General features: G+C 64.4%; 14 protein-coding genes and 1 CRISPR repeat array. Of the genes, 3 read left to right on the forward strand and 11 right to left on the reverse strand.

Annotated elements, in window-relative coordinates; translation table 11 throughout:
* Nucleotides 1-94: 94 nt before the first annotated feature.
* Entirely contained in the window at nucleotides 95-307 is a 213-nt protein-coding gene (locus QNJ30_19635) for a hypothetical protein (GenBank protein MDJ0945686.1), read from the reverse strand.
* Nucleotides 308-422: 115 nt separating this feature from the next.
* Between QNJ30_19635 and QNJ30_19640 the strand changes: the two genes are divergently transcribed.
* Nucleotides 423-641, forward strand: a complete 219-nt coding sequence (locus QNJ30_19640; GenBank protein ID MDJ0945687.1) for a helix-turn-helix transcriptional regulator — start codon at nucleotides 423-425, stop codon at nucleotides 639-641.
* A 196-nt stretch (nucleotides 642-837) separates the two neighbouring features.
* Nucleotides 838-1,152, forward strand: coding sequence for a hypothetical protein (locus tag QNJ30_19645; GenBank protein MDJ0945688.1), 315 nt, complete (start codon nucleotides 838-840; stop codon nucleotides 1,150-1,152).
* 450 nt (nucleotides 1,153-1,602) lie between these two features.
* On the opposite strand, the gene QNJ30_19650 is transcribed toward QNJ30_19645, so the two are convergent.
* The 4 genes from QNJ30_19650 to QNJ30_19665 form a co-directional block, all read right to left on the reverse strand.
* Complete coding sequence (locus QNJ30_19650; GenBank protein ID MDJ0945689.1) at nucleotides 1,603-2,532, reverse strand: hypothetical protein; 930 nt, start codon at nucleotides 2,530-2,532, stop codon at nucleotides 1,603-1,605.
* 70 nt (nucleotides 2,533-2,602) lie between these two features.
* Nucleotides 2,603-4,174, reverse strand: a complete 1,572-nt coding sequence (locus tag QNJ30_19655) for a right-handed parallel beta-helix repeat-containing protein (GenBank protein MDJ0945690.1) — start codon at nucleotides 4,172-4,174, stop codon at nucleotides 2,603-2,605.
* Nucleotides 4,175-4,621, reverse strand: a complete 447-nt coding sequence (locus tag QNJ30_19660) for a hypothetical protein (GenBank protein ID MDJ0945691.1) — start codon at nucleotides 4,619-4,621, stop codon at nucleotides 4,175-4,177.
* A gap of 12 nt (nucleotides 4,622-4,633) precedes the next feature.
* Entirely contained in the window at nucleotides 4,634-4,858 is a 225-nt protein-coding gene (locus tag QNJ30_19665) for a shikimate kinase (protein ID MDJ0945692.1), read from the reverse strand.
* A gap of 185 nt (nucleotides 4,859-5,043) precedes the next feature.
* Between QNJ30_19665 and QNJ30_19670 the strand changes: the two genes are divergently transcribed.
* Entirely contained in the window at nucleotides 5,044-5,625 is a 582-nt protein-coding gene (locus QNJ30_19670; GenBank protein MDJ0945693.1) for a hypothetical protein, read from the forward strand.
* Between the two features lie 68 nt (nucleotides 5,626-5,693).
* Here QNJ30_19670 and QNJ30_19675 read toward each other — a convergent pair whose 3' ends face one another.
* From QNJ30_19675 to QNJ30_19700, 6 genes are all read right to left on the reverse strand, one after another.
* Entirely contained in the window at nucleotides 5,694-6,647 is a 954-nt protein-coding gene (locus tag QNJ30_19675; protein MDJ0945694.1) for a helix-turn-helix transcriptional regulator, read from the reverse strand.
* A 170-nt stretch (nucleotides 6,648-6,817) separates the two neighbouring features.
* On the reverse strand, nucleotides 6,818-7,297 hold the full coding sequence (locus QNJ30_19680; protein ID MDJ0945695.1) for a thioesterase family protein: 480 nt from the start codon (nucleotides 7,295-7,297) through the stop codon (nucleotides 6,818-6,820).
* 318 nt (nucleotides 7,298-7,615) lie between these two features.
* Nucleotides 7,616-9,064 carry a benzoyl-CoA 2,3-epoxidase subunit BoxB gene (gene boxB, locus QNJ30_19685; GenBank protein MDJ0945696.1) on the reverse strand — a complete coding sequence of 483 codons (1,449 nt, stop codon included), beginning with the start codon at nucleotides 9,062-9,064 and terminating at the stop codon, nucleotides 7,616-7,618.
* A 450-nt stretch (nucleotides 9,065-9,514) separates the two neighbouring features.
* Nucleotides 9,515-11,161: a 2,3-epoxybenzoyl-CoA dihydrolase gene (gene boxC / locus QNJ30_19690; protein MDJ0945697.1), complete on the reverse strand. Its 1,647-nt coding sequence runs from the start codon at nucleotides 11,159-11,161 to the stop codon at nucleotides 9,515-9,517.
* 54 nt (nucleotides 11,162-11,215) lie between these two features.
* The gene (locus tag QNJ30_19695) at nucleotides 11,216-12,025 is read right to left on the reverse strand and encodes an alpha/beta hydrolase (protein MDJ0945698.1); all 810 of its coding nucleotides are present in this window, start codon (nucleotides 12,023-12,025) and stop codon (nucleotides 11,216-11,218) included.
* A gap of 6 nt (nucleotides 12,026-12,031) precedes the next feature.
* Nucleotides 12,032-13,570, reverse strand: a complete 1,539-nt coding sequence (locus QNJ30_19700; GenBank protein MDJ0945699.1) for a benzoate-CoA ligase family protein — start codon at nucleotides 13,568-13,570, stop codon at nucleotides 12,032-12,034.
* 155 nt (nucleotides 13,571-13,725) lie between these two features.
* A CRISPR array of direct repeats spans nucleotides 13,726-16,069; the repeat unit is 35 nt; unit sequence GTTGCGGCTGGTGCTCGATCCCTAAGCGGCTACAC.
* Nucleotide 16,070: the final 1 nt, after the last annotated feature.

Raw genomic sequence — 16,070 nt, forward strand, 5'->3', positions numbered from 1 at the left:
CCCGCCGGCTGAAACCCGGGAACACGGGCAGCGCCCCGCCGATGGACCCAAACGCAGCCCCGGAGTCCCGTGATCGCGACCTCGGAACACGCGGCTAGTGCGCCCTCGGCCGCACCCCGTAGAGCAGGCAAAGGACGCAAAGCCAGAAGCGGTAGTCCTCGCGGCGCCGCGCCGCCCGGGCCGCCAGGACGCGGTCCAGCGCCACCGCCGTCGCCCCCGCGCCGTGCAGCGCGCGCAGCCGCGCGGCCGCCCGGCGCGATGCGGCCGTGTCCCAGAAGCTGTGCCAGGCCTTCAGCGATTCCCCCATGGCGGGCAGTCTAGCGCGATTCCCAACTCTGGTACAGCGTACCAGTATAACAGCCTAAGATTATGGTCCTACGGTACTGGTAACCTGTCCGCTGGATTCGCGGGACGGGGTGGCGATGACGCCGGGACAGTCGAGGGCGGCGCGCAGCTGGCTGGGGTGGTCGATCCGCAAGGCGGCCGCGGAGGCGGGCCTTTCCAAGTCGACCGTGGTGCAGTTCGAGAAGAACCGCCCCGTCATGCTCGAGACCATGACCAAGCTGCAGGCCGCCTTCGAGGCCGCCGGCATCGAGTTCAGCGGCAAGACCGCCGTCCACTACCGGGGCGAGGAGGCCTAGAGCACGATGGCATGAGGTCGAACCGACCTCATGTCTGAATCGTGCTCTAAACTGTTGAAAGAGAGCGGGATGACATGAAGCCGGATTGGCTTCATGTCATCCCGCTCTAGGTCAAGCTGCGCTCGGTTGATTCCAATTGATCGCCGCTTGATCTAGTCTGAAGGTCGCGCACAACCGTGACGCGAGGGAGGACAGGATGCAACGGCCAGCGATCCTGGCGCTGGCGGCGCTGCTCGCCGCCTGCGGCTCGATCTCCGACGAGGCCAAGGAAGGCTTGGCCAAGGACGTCGACTGCACGACCGCCAAGGAGGACATCGCGCTGCTCGAGAAGGAGCGCGCCAGCACGACCCAGAGGGCGCTCGCGGGCGCCAGCACGGTCGACCCGACGAGCAACGTCGTCGCCCTGGTCGGCGGCACCTGGGGCGACGACTCCGAGGTCGCGACCGGCGAGTACAACAAGCGCATCGAGGCCAAGATCGCCGAGATCAAGTCGACCTGCGGCCTGCAGTAGCCGCGGCGCGGCGCAGGGGTGAGGGCACGCGGCTTCGGCGCCGTCACGCCCGGCTGAGTCGATCGAAGTCGGCCGAGTAGGGGTGTAGACCACCTATTTCCGGACGGCCGGGTGACTTGATGTCAGAGCAAACCTAAGGCTAGATTCACCAACGTTCGCCGCCCGCAGAGATCCACGAAAACGACGACCGATTCGCGAATATAGGTATACTGTCCCCGCAATGCGACCGCGAACGCAGTGCTAGGCTTGATGCAAGGCCGGACCAATGCGGATGCAGGTTTTTGGCAAGCCGGGGCCTATGCCCAAGGATCAAAATCAATACCGAAACACATATGCTAGCCCCGAAACTCCGGTACCACCTACACGGCCTTCACAAACGGGCTGCCGAAGTAGCAGAATGCGAAGTTAAAACCAAAAAACAAAGTCAACCAAGTGGATCCACCAGAAATGTCACCTGCCAGACGATGAAGGTATCTGCTCATCCCGCGACACCATTGGTTGACGTGAGGTGCAATGCTGCATTAGGCCACCTTTCGGGGGCTCAGTGATGACAGCAGCGACCTTCTTGTAGATTTCTTCTGCCTGTTGCTGCGTGTCAAAAATGACTTGCCGAGTTAGCGGTGAAATGAAGCGTGGCCTCAGCCGATCTCGAGTGCCTTTGTGCCCGACAAGCACGTACCAGTCCTTCCTCGAACCCTCGAAGGGGTCTTCAATCTTCAAAGCAAAGGCATCTAGGATCTTACGTTTCTCAAAGACAGTATTCAAGTTAGTTACATTCTTGTCTGCTTTATCGCCATCATTTGACCTAAACCTACCAACAACTATGAAGAACTTGGGCGTCGGGTTTCCCAAACCAAGCAAACCTCGAACAAAGCTATCGACTCCTTCCATTCGGGGCACCTCCCAGCAAAGACTGACTAGTCGAACTCCTGGATTAGTCAATTGGATTTGCTCAGGCGTTACGGTAGATGTAACGCCGTCAGATCTTTCCCCTGCCAACGCACGGCCTGGCGAGGGCCATAGAGAAACCTGACCACTACCAAGGATCCCTTTAGCCGTACCTGTGAGTTCGCCCGCAAATTCTGGCGGTCGCTCATTGATTTGACCAATTGTATTCGTCGCATTCGAGTAAATTGATGGCGCAACCATACCAAGCATAATTAACGCTTTTGGGTTCTTTATATCGCTCATAAGAAATGGTACAATTGCACCAAGAGCGAACATGACTAAAGCCTTAAAACCAGAGCCGATCATATAGTTAACGTGGATATTCGGCGGGTCCAGAGCGGCGGCAGCAATAAGCACGGGCACTATGCCCCCTAAGCCTCCAAAAAGCATACGCTTAGGTATGGAGATTTCTTGTGGTGCAGTTTTGGACATCGTAACCTCCGGGAATTTCTTGCGGTTTACTCAATCTGGCGAAGCAGATTGGCCAGCCTGGGCTACTCAATCAAAGCGGGAATTGTTGGAATATTGCCCCATTTGTTTTAGCGTTAAATCCTCCGTCTACGCACGCAATAGACGCACCGAAAATGTCAACCATATTGAGGCTAATCGCGACGTGGCTGTGGATTGAACAGTCATTCACTCGTATGTCCTTTCCCGCGCCGCTTCCGTAGACGGTGTTGTGGCTGATAACTGCGCCTCCCCCAGCATGTTGATGGACTGTATTGGCATAATCCGACAATTGGAGTCCGTAGCCATCATTGTTTAGAATGATATTCCCATGGACAGAGATCACGGCGGCACTTCCAACTATATTGACGCCGTTTGCGTCTCCATCGCTGATTGTGTTCCCGAGAATCGCAAGCTCAGTACCGTTGTCAGCCGCTCCGTTCGATATCACATAGATGCCGTCCCCTGCAGATTCGACGACAGAATTCCGCTCGAGCCTAAGCGCCACGTTGTTGCTACCTCGAACAATGGCATGACCTTCCATTTCTTGAATGGTGTTACCCCGAACAAGGATCCGGTTCCGAATTCCGCCGCTTCCACCCACGACTATGGCAGACTCGCCAGATTCGAATACGCTCCGATCGATGTTGGTTTCAGAACCTCCTGATGCACCAATGGCGGCAGTGGAGAAATGGAACTGTACACCCTTTCCGTTGGATTCAAATTTGTTGTCGGAAATTTGAACATGTGAGTTTTCAATTCGAATACCGATGGGGTTTCCACGTATTTGGTTTCTGGCAACAATTGCTCTCTTTTTTGGATTTGCAGAAGAACTTGTATCGACAAAATATATCCCAGCGTGAACAGAATCACCTATGAAATTGTCCTGGATCACCGGAACTGGATCGGTCGGGAAATAGGGGGCGACTTCGCTAAAGACAGCTACCACGTTGCGGCGAAAAACATTACCAACCACCCGGGGAGCGCCGAGTGTTGTGCCCAGTTCATCAACGAAATGAATAGCGCCGCGCAGAGGGTCAGGCTGGCCGTTGTCCGCAAAGACATTTCCGCCGATAAGCAATCCGCCTATACCGCTCGACCGAATCCCTTCCCTATTTGCATAGAAGTAGCTCTGACTTATCTCGACATCAGCACCAGAAAGTAGCTCTACACCAACGTCTGAGTTTCTGATCTCTGTATTGCGAATCGCTAGTTCGGTGCCACTCTTGAGCTTCACCGCTGCCAAAGCTTCGTCTATTGCAAGATCAGATATAGTAACCAAATGAGAGTTTTGGATTGTAAGGCCATTGTTGCCTTGTGCTCTGATCGTGGTCAATGTGCTGCCGGCGCCCGAAATATGAACCTTTGACAGATTTCTGACTTCAACCTCTTCATCAAGGAGATGCATGCCGGGGGAAACGCAAATCAGGCAAGGCAAGTTGGGATCAAGAGCACATTGTGTGATCGCCTCAGCAAGTGTCGCCACATCACCATCACCACCAGGATCGACGACCACAAAGCTTGCCGAAGAGCTACTCTTTCCAACACACTGTAAGCATGGTTGGCCAACACAACCAAGCAGGACACCCATGATCATGAGTGGAAGAGGTCTTACCCAGGCTGGCATCTATTTCTCATGCTCCATGACGACAATGAAAACGTCTTGCTTGCAAATCCTTCTTATCCCGAATGCCATATATGCTGCTACCGAACGTTGATCTGCGTCATGTAAGAGACAAATTAGGGCTGTTGGGAGAATGGCCAATTGATCGAAGGCCAAAGGCTGGGCGTGTGTGAGTGAATTTTGAGGAAAACGGAGCGTGCCGGCTGGAGACCTCACCCCTGTCGCCTTTGCCACCCTATAGGCCACCAGCGCCATCCTCAGCTCCACCAGGCTCAACTCCACCCGGTTGCCGGTCGTGTCGATGGTCACGTCGGCGCGTTTGTAGTGGGGGGTGCGGGCGTCCAGGATCAGCTTCAGGTCGCGCAGGGGGCCGGCCATGGGGCGGTCGTCGCCCTGGGCCAGGACCCGGGCCATGTGTTCGTGGGGCGCGGCCTTGATCCAGGCGGTCACTGTGTTGGCCAGTTACAGGTCGAAGGTCCCGGGCTCGGCGACGATCCCGCCGCCGGTCGCGATCACCGTCTCCTTGTAAAGCTGGAAAACATGGAGCAGGGCCGCGGCCTCGCACCGGCGATAGCCCTGGGGGCCGTAGAGGTCGAAGATCTCCGCGGTCGTGACCCCGGTCGCCTTCTCGACCTCCAAGTAGAGCTCGATGAAGGGCACGACATTCAGGGGCCTGTGTATAGCCATTTCTAGTTCGATCTACCCACTTGCAGCTGGCTCATGGATCGCGATTGGCTAGGCAAGCCTTGTCACGAACGAGCAGCGACACTAGGGAGGTTTTGGGATTTAATATGAGTATACTGTCCATGAAATTCTGATATTACAAACGCCTCGGCTGAGTTCATTTCGCATTAGGAAAAGGGACGAGACAAATGGACATTTCCAGATTTAGGTTTGATCCAATCGATTTCTCTGGCATCTCGCAATCGCGATGGATTTTCCGAAGAGCGATGATTGGATTTCTGCTATTCTTATATTATGTTTACGCGTTTTTATTTTCATTCTCCATTGCCACATCAGAAACTCCTGAACCAGTCACCGCTGCAGAAACTTCTGACCCAGGCATCGCTGCGGTATTTGCGATCGATTTAGAGAACCACCTGATTCTAATGATGACATTTGGATTTCTGGGAGGCGTGTTCTTCGTTACTAGGACTTTTGTGAGAACTCGAAGAGAGAGCGATTGCTCAGTCGCATGGTACCTGACTAGACCGCTTCAAGGTGTATTGATGGCTATTTTCATCTACTATGCCTTCCGTGCAGGACAGTTGGTGTTCTACAGCGGCGGCGATGGAAAGGTTGACGAAGAAGCAATCAATGTATTCACGCTGTCCATACTGGCGATTATCGCCGGCATGTTCACAGATCACGCTTATGAGCGCCTCTACAGCATAGCGGAGAGCATGCTCAAGCCGAAAGATAGGCCAGCCGCATCGACTGAGAGCTCGAGCTAACCAAAACCTCTGAGTTGCCTGCTCTCGGATACCGAGACTCAAATTGTGGCGCGGCCACAGGCCCCCAATCACCCCTCCCCCCGCACCCTTGCCTTCGCCACCCCATAGGCCGCCAGCGCCATCTTCAGCTCCGCCAGGCTCAGCTCCACCCGCTTCCCCGTCGTGTCGACGGTCACGTCGGCGCGTTCGTAGTGGGGGGTGCGGGCCTCCAGGATCAGCTCCAGGTCGCGCCGGGCCTCGGGGTGGCCGGCCATGGGGCGGTCGTCGCCCTGGGCCAGGACCCGGGCCATGTGTTCCTCGGGCGCGGCCCGGATCCAGGCGGTCACCGTGTTGGCCAGCAGCAGGTCGAAGGTCCCGGGCTCGGCGACGATGCCGCCGCCGGTCGCGATCACCGCCTCGTCGTGGAACTGGAAGACGTGGAGCAGGGCCGCCGCCTCGCGCCGGCGGTAGCCCTGGGGGCCGTAGAGGTCGAAGATCTCCGCCGTCGTGACCCCGGTCTCGCGCTCGATCTCCCGGTTGAGCTCGACGAAGGGCACGCCCATGGCCTCGGCCAGGAGGCGCCCCAGGGTCGACTTGCCGGCGCCGCGCAGGCCGATCAGGGCGACCCGCCGGGTCCGCCGCTGGCCCTCGCCGGGCAGGCGGAAGATCGCGCCCAGGGCGGCGTCGACCGCGCGCAGCTCGTCGTCCGTGGCGTCGTGCAGGCGCAGGCGCCAGAACCAGATGCTGTCCGGGAAGACCGGCTCCTCGGCGACCAGCTCCTCCAGCGGGATGCAGGCGGCCCGGGCGATCTCGCGCAGCTTGAGGATCGAGAGGTTGCCGCCGCCGGCCTCGAGCTTGGCCAGGTAGCGCTCCGAGACCCCGGCCAGGTGGGCGAGCAGCCGGCGGCTGGTCCGCGACCTCTCCCGCGCCCGCTTGACCCGCTCGCCCAGGCGCTGCAGGTAGTCGCGCCGGCTCATCGCCCGCTCGGACTCTGCCTCCAGCTCCCCGGAGAGCACCCAGTCTTCGTGCGTCCGCTTGGCCAAGCGGCTCTCCTCTCTAGGCCGCGGGCTGTCCCCTCACCCTGCCGACCCCTCACCCAGCTCCGGCTAAGGCGCGGCTAGACGCCGCACCAAGCCTCCACATCCCTCTCCCCGAGGGAGAGGGAGGGGCCCGCAGCGCAACAGCGCTGTGGGAGGGTGAGGGGCCACCGCTCCTACCCACCCGCCGCGTCCTCGAAGTCCCGCCCCTGGGCCTCGGCAAAGCGGCGCATGCGCGCCCGGATCGCCGGCGGGATCGGGATCGGCTTCATCGACTCGGCATCCACGCAGGCGAACACGTAGCGCGCCTCCATGCAGACCCGCCCGTCCTGCAAGGCCTCGACCCGGGTCGCCACCGAGGCGCGGCCCAGGCGCTCGACCGTCAGGTGGCAGACCAGGTCGTGGCGCGGCGTGATCGGCGCGGTGAAGTCGCAGGAGAGGTGGACGAAGGGCGTGCCGATGCCCTGGTCCAGGTGGCCGACGTACCAGTCGGCCCCGGTGCAGGCCTTGACCCAGTCCTCCACCGCCTCCAGCGCCATGCCCGGGATGTTGCCGGTATAGGCGATCTTCGCCGGATCGCACTCCCCCCAGCGCACCCGCCGCACGTAGACGAAGGGCCCGGCCGGCAGCTCCGGCAGATCGTCGGCCGGGCTCACGCCGCGGCTCCGGTGTTGACGATGATCACTGTGCGGAAGCTTCGCATCGCGGTCACTCACCCTCCATCTTCGGCTTCAAAACACAGCTGTCATCACCGGACTTGATCCGGTGATCCATGGATGCCCGGATCAAGTCCGGGCATGACAGTGGAGGCGCGGCACCAACGCGACCCCCCACCCTAGCCCTCCCCCACAAGGGGGGAGGGAACGATGGCGCGGCCAGCCACATAGCCCCCTCCCCCTTGATGGGGGAGGGTCGGGGTGGGGGTGGAACACACAGGTCAGCCATGACGGACCACCAACGCCACACCGCCACTCTCACGCCACCACCTTCACGTATTCGAAGTCGCCGGGCTTGCTGTCGATGCCGCGCTTGGGGGCGGCGATCCAGCCGGCGTAGGCGCCGGGGGCCCGCTCCGCGCGCATCAGCGACTTCAGGAACTCGCCGTCGTCGGCCGAGGGCAGCCAGGCGTCGCGCCGCGCCGCCCAGGCCTCGGCCGAGAGCAGCGCGCCCTCGGGGCTCGCCTCGATCCCGGCGAACTCGCCGATCCGGCGGTTGAAGGCGACGTGGGGCAGCGCCATGCGGAAGTCGACCCCGGCCTTGGCGATGATGGTGTTCCAGCGGGTGATGCCGCCCTCGCAGTCGCGCACGTAGTCGTCGCGCAGGCGCATGTTGAGCGCGGTCAGGGCCGGCGCCTCGACCAGGCGGAAGGCGCCGTCGACCAGCTTGAGCACCGGGTAGGTCGCGTCCACCAGGCGGTGGTCGTCCTCGATCCGGTCCTCCCGGTAGCGGCCCTTGAGCCCGGCGTTGTAGGCGTTGGCGGCGTTGGTCGAGATCTCCGAGCCGAAGAGGTCGAGCGAGAGCGAGAAGTGCAGGTTGGCCTTCTTCTGGATCGTCGGCAGGTCGATCACCCCCAGCGCCCGGATCCGCTCGACGTCGTGGGGGTCCTCGATCCCGGCCGCCACCATCGCCTCGCAGGTCCGCTGGATCGTGCGGCGGATCCCGGTCTCGCCGACGAACATGTGGTGGGCTTCCTCGGTCAGCATGAAGCGGCAGGTCCGCGACAGCGGGTCGAAGCCGGACTGGGCCAGGCTCTCGAGCTGCATCTTGCCGTCCCGGTCGGTGAAGAAGGTGAACATGAAGAAGGACAGCCAGTCCGGCGTCTCCTCGTTGAAAGCGCCCAGCATGCGCGGCCGGTCCAGGTCGCCGGAGCGGCGCTGCAGCAGGGCCTCGGCCTCCTCGCGGCCGTCGCGGCCGAAGTACTTCTGCAGCAGGTAGACCATGGCCCAGAGGTGGCGGCCTTCTTCGACATTCACCTGGAAGAGGTTGCGCAGGTCGTAGAGCGAGGGCGCGGTCTGGCCGAGCCAGCGCTGCTGCTCGACCGAGGCCGGCTCGGTGTCGCCCTGGATCACGACCAGGCGGCGCAGCATGGCGCGATACTCGCCCGGCACCTCCTGCCAGGCCGGCGCGCCCTTGTGCTCGCCGAAGCCGATGCTCCGGCCCTCGACCTGGGGCGCCAGCAGGATGCCCCAGCGGTACTCGGGCATGCGCACGAAGCCGAACTTGGCCCAGCCCTCCTTCTCGACGCTGACCGCGGTGCGCAGGTAGACCTCCGAGGCCTGGAAGCCCTCCGGGCCCATGTCCATCCACCAGTCGATGTAGCCGGGGTGCCAGCGCTCCAGCGCCTTCAGCACCCGCCGGTCCTCGGACAGCCCGACGTTGTTCGGGATCCGCGTGTCGTAGCTGACCTCCAAGCTCTCGATCATCTCCTCGTTCCTTCCCGTCGCAAGTGGTCCCGCGACCCCTTTCCTTATCTCCCTCCCCTCGAAAGGGGATGGGGCGCGTACGCGCTGCGCTTCGCGCGGTGGGGGTGGCACACCCAAGCTGGCCAGGTAGCCCCCTCACCCAGCTCCGGCTAAGGCTCGGCCAAGGGCCTCGCCAAGCCTCCACAACCCTCTCCCCGTGGGAGAGGGAAAATCAGAGCCGCCCCCCAGTCCCCTCTCCCCGAGGGAGAGGGAGGGGCCCAGCGCAAGGCGCTGGGAGGGTGAGGGGCGGTCACCCGCACCCCCGGCTTCGCCCCCGCCATCGCCACCTCCCGCTGTCATCACCGGGCTTGACCCGGTGATCCAGAGCCCCTTCCGAGCCCGCCGCCCTGGATCCTCGGGTCGAGCCCGAGGATGACAGCCAGAAGAAGCTGCCGTCCAAGCCGCACCCCCTCACACCCGCTTCGGGTCGAAGGCGGGCTTGCGGCCGCTGCCGTAGCGGCGCAGCGCGCCGTCCTCGCCGACCGCGTTGGGGCGCTGGAAGATCCAGTTCTGCCAGGCGGTCAGGCGGCCGAAGATCTTGGTCTCCATCGTCTCCGGTCCCGGGCAGCGCAGGTTGGCCTCCATGCCGGTCAGGGCGTCGGGCGAGAAGCTGGCGCGCTCCTCCAGGAAGATCCGGATCTCGTCCTCCCAGTCGATGTCGTCGTAGACGAAGGTGACCAGGCCCAGATCCTCGCAGGCCTCGGCCTCCAGGGCCTCGCCCAGGCGGGCGCGGGCCCGTTCGGTCGACTCCGGCTCGCCCAGGAAGCGGGTCGCGAGGCGGGTCAGGCCGTTGCCCATGGGCAAGGCGCCGAAGTTGAGCGCGCCCAGCCGGAGGGTCGCCGGCGGCCGGTTGTCGCCCTCGAACCCGCCCGCGAGCATGTACGCCCGGTCGCAGGCGAAGACGATCTCGGCCAGGCTCCCGGCGAAGCAGCTGCCCGGCTCGACCAGGGCGACCAGCGAGCGGGAGGTCATGTCGATCCGCTTGAGGACGCGCTTCCAGAGGCCGCGCAGCTCGCGCAGCAGCCAGTGGTCGGCCTCGAGCAAAGCGTCGTAGGCCGCCACCAATTCGGGATCGCCCGCGCTGCGGAAGACCAGGACCCCGAGCTCCGGCGCGTTGAAGCGCAGGTGCAGGACCGCGTCGTCCAGCTCGCGCGCCAGGCGCAGCGGCCAGAAGGCCGCGCCCTCCTCCGCCGCCGCCTCGGCGGAGTCCGGCGCCGCGGCCGCCGGGCCTTTGATCGTCAGGGTGGCCAGGCGCCGGTCCCGGTCGATCTCGACCGCCAGGCTGGAATAGGCCACGCCATCCTCGGAAAACGCCCGGTCGAGCGGCGTGAGCGCGATCCCCGAGGCGCCCTCCGGCCGGTCCGACTTTGCGGCCAGGGCCGCGGCCCGCTCCTCGACCACCGCGTCGAAGCGGGAATTCGGGACGGCCTCGTCGACCAGGCGCCAGGCGACGGCGCGCTGGCCGCGCACGCCCTCTTCCGTGGCGCAGAAGGCGTCAGCCAGGTCGCGGCGGACCTTGCGCTTGTCGGTGACCCGGGTCAGGCCGCCGGTCCCGGGCAGGACCGCGAGCAGCGGCACCTCGGGCAGGGAGACCGCCGAGGCGCCGTCGTCGGTGAGCACGATGTGCTCGGCCGCCAGCGCCAGCTCGTAGCCGCCGCCCGCCGCCGTGCCGTTGATCGCGCAGAGGTAGGGCTGGCCGGAGCTGGCGCCGGCGTCCTCGATGGCGTTGCGGGTCTCGTTGGTGAACTTGCAGAAGTTGACCTTGTGGTCGTGGCTCGCCCCGGCGAGCATGCGGATGTTGGCGCCCGAGCAGAAGACCCGGTCCTTGCCCGAGCGCAGCACCACGGCGCCCACCTCGGGATGCTCGAAGCGCAGGCGCTGCACCGCGTCGGCCAGCTCGATGTCGACCCCCAGGTCGTAGGAGTTGAGCTTGAGGTCGTAGCCGGGGAAGAGCCCGCCGGCCTCGTCGACGTCGAGGATCAGCTCGGCGACTCGGCCGGCGACTCGCAAGCGCCAATGCCGGTAGTTCGACGGCTCGGTCTGGAAATCGATCCGCATGCCCGCCCTGGCCAAAACAGGAATTATAGTTCATGTCCAGTTTCTGGACCGGAACTATAATACAGGTTTCCCGGCCTGGCCAGTTTCGAGGAAGCTGCGGATCGCCGCGAGGGTCTCTTCCGGCCGCTCCAGGTGCGGGCTGTGCCGGCACGCCGGCAGCAGATGGATTTCGCTCGGGCCCGGGGCCAGGTCGCGGGCGGTCTCGACCTGCCGGGCCGAGCCGTAGGAATCGTCCGCGCCCTGGATCAGGAGCAGGGGAACCTCGATCCCGGGCAGGAATTCGGTCAGGTCCCAGGTTTCGAAGCCGGGGTCGAGCCAGGCCTCGTTCCAGCCCCGGAAGGCGGCCTCGACGTTTCGGTGGTACTTGGCCAGGCGGTCGCGGAGGTCGCCGGTCTCGTAGGCCAGCTTGGCCGCGGCGATGGCGGCCAGGCCCTCGGGCTCGGTGAAGAAGTGGGGGGCGATCAGGACCAGCCCGGAAATCCGCGGGTCCGGGCGGCTGCCGGCGTAGATCGCGGCGATCGAGGCGCCGTCGCTGTGGCCGAGCAGGACCCCGCGCGCCAGGCCGACGGCGTCCAGGACCGCGGGCAAGACCTCCCGGGCCTCGTCGTGCATGTAGGTCAGCGGCCGGGGCAGGGCGCAGGGCGTCGAGCCGCCGTAGCCGGCCCGGGAGTAGGCCAGGACCCCGAGCCCGGTGGCGGCGGCCAGGCGCTCCGGGAAGTCGCGCCAGAGGGCGAGGCAGCCCAAGCCCTCGTGGAGCAGGATCAGGGTGGGCGCCCCGTTCCGGGCCGCGCCCGGCTCGGGGCTCCAGCGGCGGTACTCCAGGCGAGCGGCGCCGATCTCCAGCTGGCCGGCGGGGGCGATCACAGATCGTCAGCCGCGCAGCTTGAAGCGCTGGACCTTGCCGGTCGCGGTCTTGGGCAGGTCGGGGACGTAATCGATCCAGCGCGGGTACTTCCAGGGGCCGGCCTTCTCCTTGACCAGCTCCTGCAGCGCGGGTGTCAGCTCGGCGTCGGCCGCCGTCTCGGGCTTGAGCACGACGAAGGCCTTGGGCTTCAGGAGGCCGTCTTCGTCCTCGGCCGGGACCACGGCGGCCTCGAGCACGGCCGGGTGGGCCATGAGGGCGGACTCGACCTCGAAGGGCGAGACCCAGATGCCGCTGACCTTGAACATGTCGTCGGTGCGCCCGCAGTAGACGTAGGTCCCGGCGGCGTCGCGGGTGAACTTGTCGCCGGTGCGGGTCCATTCGCCCTCGAAGGTCCGCCGACTCTTCGCGCGCTGGTTCCAGTAGCCCTCGGCGGCGCTGGGCCCGCGGACCAGGAGCTCGCCGATCTCGCCGGGCCCGACCTCGGAGCCGTCCTCCTCGACCAGGCGCAGGTCGTAGCCCGGCACCGCCCGGCCGGAGGTGCCGTAGGCAACCGCGCCGGGGGCGTTGGAGAGGAAGATGTGCAGCATCTCGGTCGAGCCGACGCCGTCCAGGAGGTCGACCCCGAAGCGCGCCCGCCAGGCCTTGCCGACCTCCGCAGGCAGGGCCTCGCCGGCCGAGACGCAGAGCCGCAGGCGCTCGGAGCCGGCCTCCGGCGTGCAGGCCGGGTCGGCGAGGATCGCGGCGTAGAGGGTGGGCACGCCGTAGAAGACCGTGGGCTGGTGCGCCTTGAGGGTCTCGAAGACCGCGGCCGGGGTCGGCCGGCCGGGCAGCAGGGCCGCGGTCGCGCCGACCGCCAGGGGGAAGCTCATGGCGTTGCCCAGGCCGTAGGCGAAGAAGAGCTTGGCGGCGGAGTAGACCAGGTCGTCCTCGGTCAGGCCGAGCAGGCCCTGGCCGTAGAGCTTGGCGGTGGCCATGGGGCTGGCATGGACGTGCCTGACCCCCTTGGGCTGGCCGGTCGAGCCGGAGGAGTAGAGCCAGAAGGCGACCTCGTCGGCGCAGGTCTCGGCCGGGGCCAGCTCGGCCGGCTGGGCCTCGAGGGCCGGCCGGAAGGCGGTGTGGGCGCCCGCCTCGCCGCCGAGGACGAAGACCTGGCGCAGGCTGGGCAGCTCGGCCAGCAGGGGGGCGACGGTCGGCAGCAGGGGGGCGGAGACGAAGAGCGCCTGGGCCCGGGTGTCGCGCAGGATGTAGGCGTACTGCTCGGTGGTGAGCAGGGTGTTGAGGGCGACCGGCACCACCCCGGCCTTGATCGCGCCCCAGAAGATCACCGGGAAGTCGACGGTGTCGAGCACCAGCAGGGCGACCCGGGCCTCGCGGCCGATGCCGGCGGCGGCCAGCAGGTTGCCCAGGCGGTTGCAGGCCGCGGCCAGCGCGCCGTAGGTGAGCGCACGTTCGGGATCGACGAAGGCGGCCTTGCCGGCCCGGCCCTCCGCCAGGTGGCGGTCGACGAAATCGACCGCCGCGTTGTAGTCGCGCGGGAACTCCACCTTGCGCCTCCCCTTTCTCTTGTTCTTGGTTGTCGGGCGATTCTTGCCTTTCGGCGGCGCGCGTCCAGCGGAAAGTCTGCAGGGGGCGGCTGCCGCCCAAGCCTTCCACTCCGTTCATGGGGGAGAGTACAAGTGCGAATGGCGACCGCGGAGCAGCAGCGGCTGGTGCTCGATCCCTAAGCGGCTACACTCCTGCGGCCTCAGCTGCTCGAGGCCGCTGTGTTGCGGCTGGTGCTCGATCCCTAAGCGGCTACACTCAAGCGAGCCTGCTCGACGGAGGACGAGAAGTTGCGGCTGGTGCTCGATCCCTAAGCGGCTACACTCAGCTCGATCCGGCTCCGGCGTTCGTCCCAGTTGCGGCTGGTGCTCGATCCCTAAGCGGCTACACTGGACTGGCGCAAATGGCGCTTGTGATCGTCGTTGCGGCTGGTGCTCGATCCCTAAGCGGCTACACTCTGACCGCGGCCTTCAACGACAGCGCCGCCGTTGCGGCTGGTGCTCGATCCCTAAGCGGCTACACTCTCCTCCAAGCAGGTAGGCGCCGGTATAGAGTTGCGGCTGGTGCTCGATCCCTAAGCGGCTACACTCGACCTGGCCGGCGAGTTCGAACACCAGCTGTTGCGGCTGGTGCTCGATCCCTAAGCGGCTACACTCGCCATTTCCAGCGTTTCGCATAGTTTTTCGTTGCGGCTGGTGCTCGATCCCTAAGCGGCTACACTCCGGGTCGACAACGGGTTCGGGTTCGCCCTGTTGCGGCTGGTGCTCGATCCCTAAGCGGCTACACTCCCGGCGCCGAACACCAACCTGCCGGATCCGTTGCGGCTGGTGCTCGATCCCTAAGCGGCTACACTTCGTAGACCTTGCCCAAGCCGCTTTCGGAGGTTGCGGCTGGTGCTCGATCCCTAAGCGGCTACACTAGCTGGTCACGCCGTTGCGCCGGAGCTCGCGTTGCGGCTGGTGCTCGATCCCTAAGCGGCTACACTGGCCGAGCGGGTGCGCCGCTCGATGTCCTGGTTGCGGCTGGTGCTCGATCCCTAAGCGGCTACACTCTTCTGCAGAGTTGCCTTCTGCCGTAATCTGTTGCGGCTGGTGCTCGATCCCTAAGCGGCTACACTCGCACTCACGATGAAGGGCGCGAGCTCGCTGTTGCGGCTGGTGCTCGATCCCTAAGCGGCTACACTTCGGTGCTGCCTGCCATCACGCCGCCTCCCGTTGCGGCTGGTGCTCGATCCCTAAGCGGCTACACTGGCGGCCAAGGCCGAGATCCAGGCGAACTAGTTGCGGCTGGTGCTCGATCCCTAAGCGGCTACACTCACCGGGGCGATGGAATCGATACCGCCGCGGTTGCGGCTGGTGCTCGATCCCTAAGCGGCTACACTTTCGAATGATCGATGATGGTGTAATCAACCGTTGCGGCTGGTGCTCGATCCCTAAGCGGCTACACTTAACCCGCAGAATGCCACGAACAACGTGCAGTTGCGGCTGGTGCTCGATCCCTAAGCGGCTACACTAACCCGTTCGTTGCCGAGGAGATGGCAGAAGTTGCGGCTGGTGCTCGATCCCTAAGCGGCTACACTTATCTCGACATCGCGCAGTTCGCCCGGCTGTTGCGGCTGGTGCTCGATCCCTAAGCGGCTACACTGCCGCGCCCGGGCCAGACACCGGCTTCCTCGTTGCGGCTGGTGCTCGATCCCTAAGCGGCTACACTCGATCTTGGTCGGCAGACCAAGATAGTCCTGTTGCGGCTGGTGCTCGATCCCTAAGCGGCTACACTTGCGAAACTCCTGCTTGGTCCGATCACCCTGTTGCGGCTGGTGCTCGATCCCTAAGCGGCTACACTTGCAACTTTAATCACACGATCTCCCTCGGGGTTGCGGCTGGTGCTCGATCCCTAAGCGGCTACACTTGTCGCGGACTTGGGCCGCGGTCGGGGCCGGTTGCGGCTGGTGCTCGATCCCTAAGCGGCTACACTGTTCCGAAAGATACTAGGGATATGTTCGTGGTTGCGGCTGGTGCTCGATCCCTAAGCGGCTACACTCTTGAGCTGAACGGCCTCCAAAACGCGCTGGTTGCGGCTGGTGCTCGATCCCTAAGCGGCTACACTGCCGAGCTGCATGTCATTGACGGCGGATCTGTTGCGGCTGGTGCTCGATCCCTAAGCGGCTACACTATGGTGCGTGGCGCAGAAACGCGTGCCCTTGTTGCGGCTGGTGCTCGATCCCTAAGCGGCTACACTAGCTCTGTGGCGCTGGATTGCGGCCAATCGGTTGCGGCTGGTGCTCGATCCCTAAGCGGCTACACTGTGTGCTGGCTACTCTCCAAGCCCAGGGCAGTTGCGGCTGGTGCTCGATCCCTAAGCGGCTACACTAACCCGCTTCGTCTTGTCGGGGTTGGTTCCGTTGCGGCTGGTGCTCGATCCCTAAGCGGCTACACTGAGGAGCAGAAGCGCCGCGGCGCCTGGTGGGTTGCGGCTGGTGCTCGATCCCTAAGCGGCTACACT

The sequence above is a fragment of the Kiloniellales bacterium genome, assembly GCA_030066685.1.
Lineage (GTDB): Bacteria > Pseudomonadota > Alphaproteobacteria > Kiloniellales > JAKSBE01 > JAKSBE01.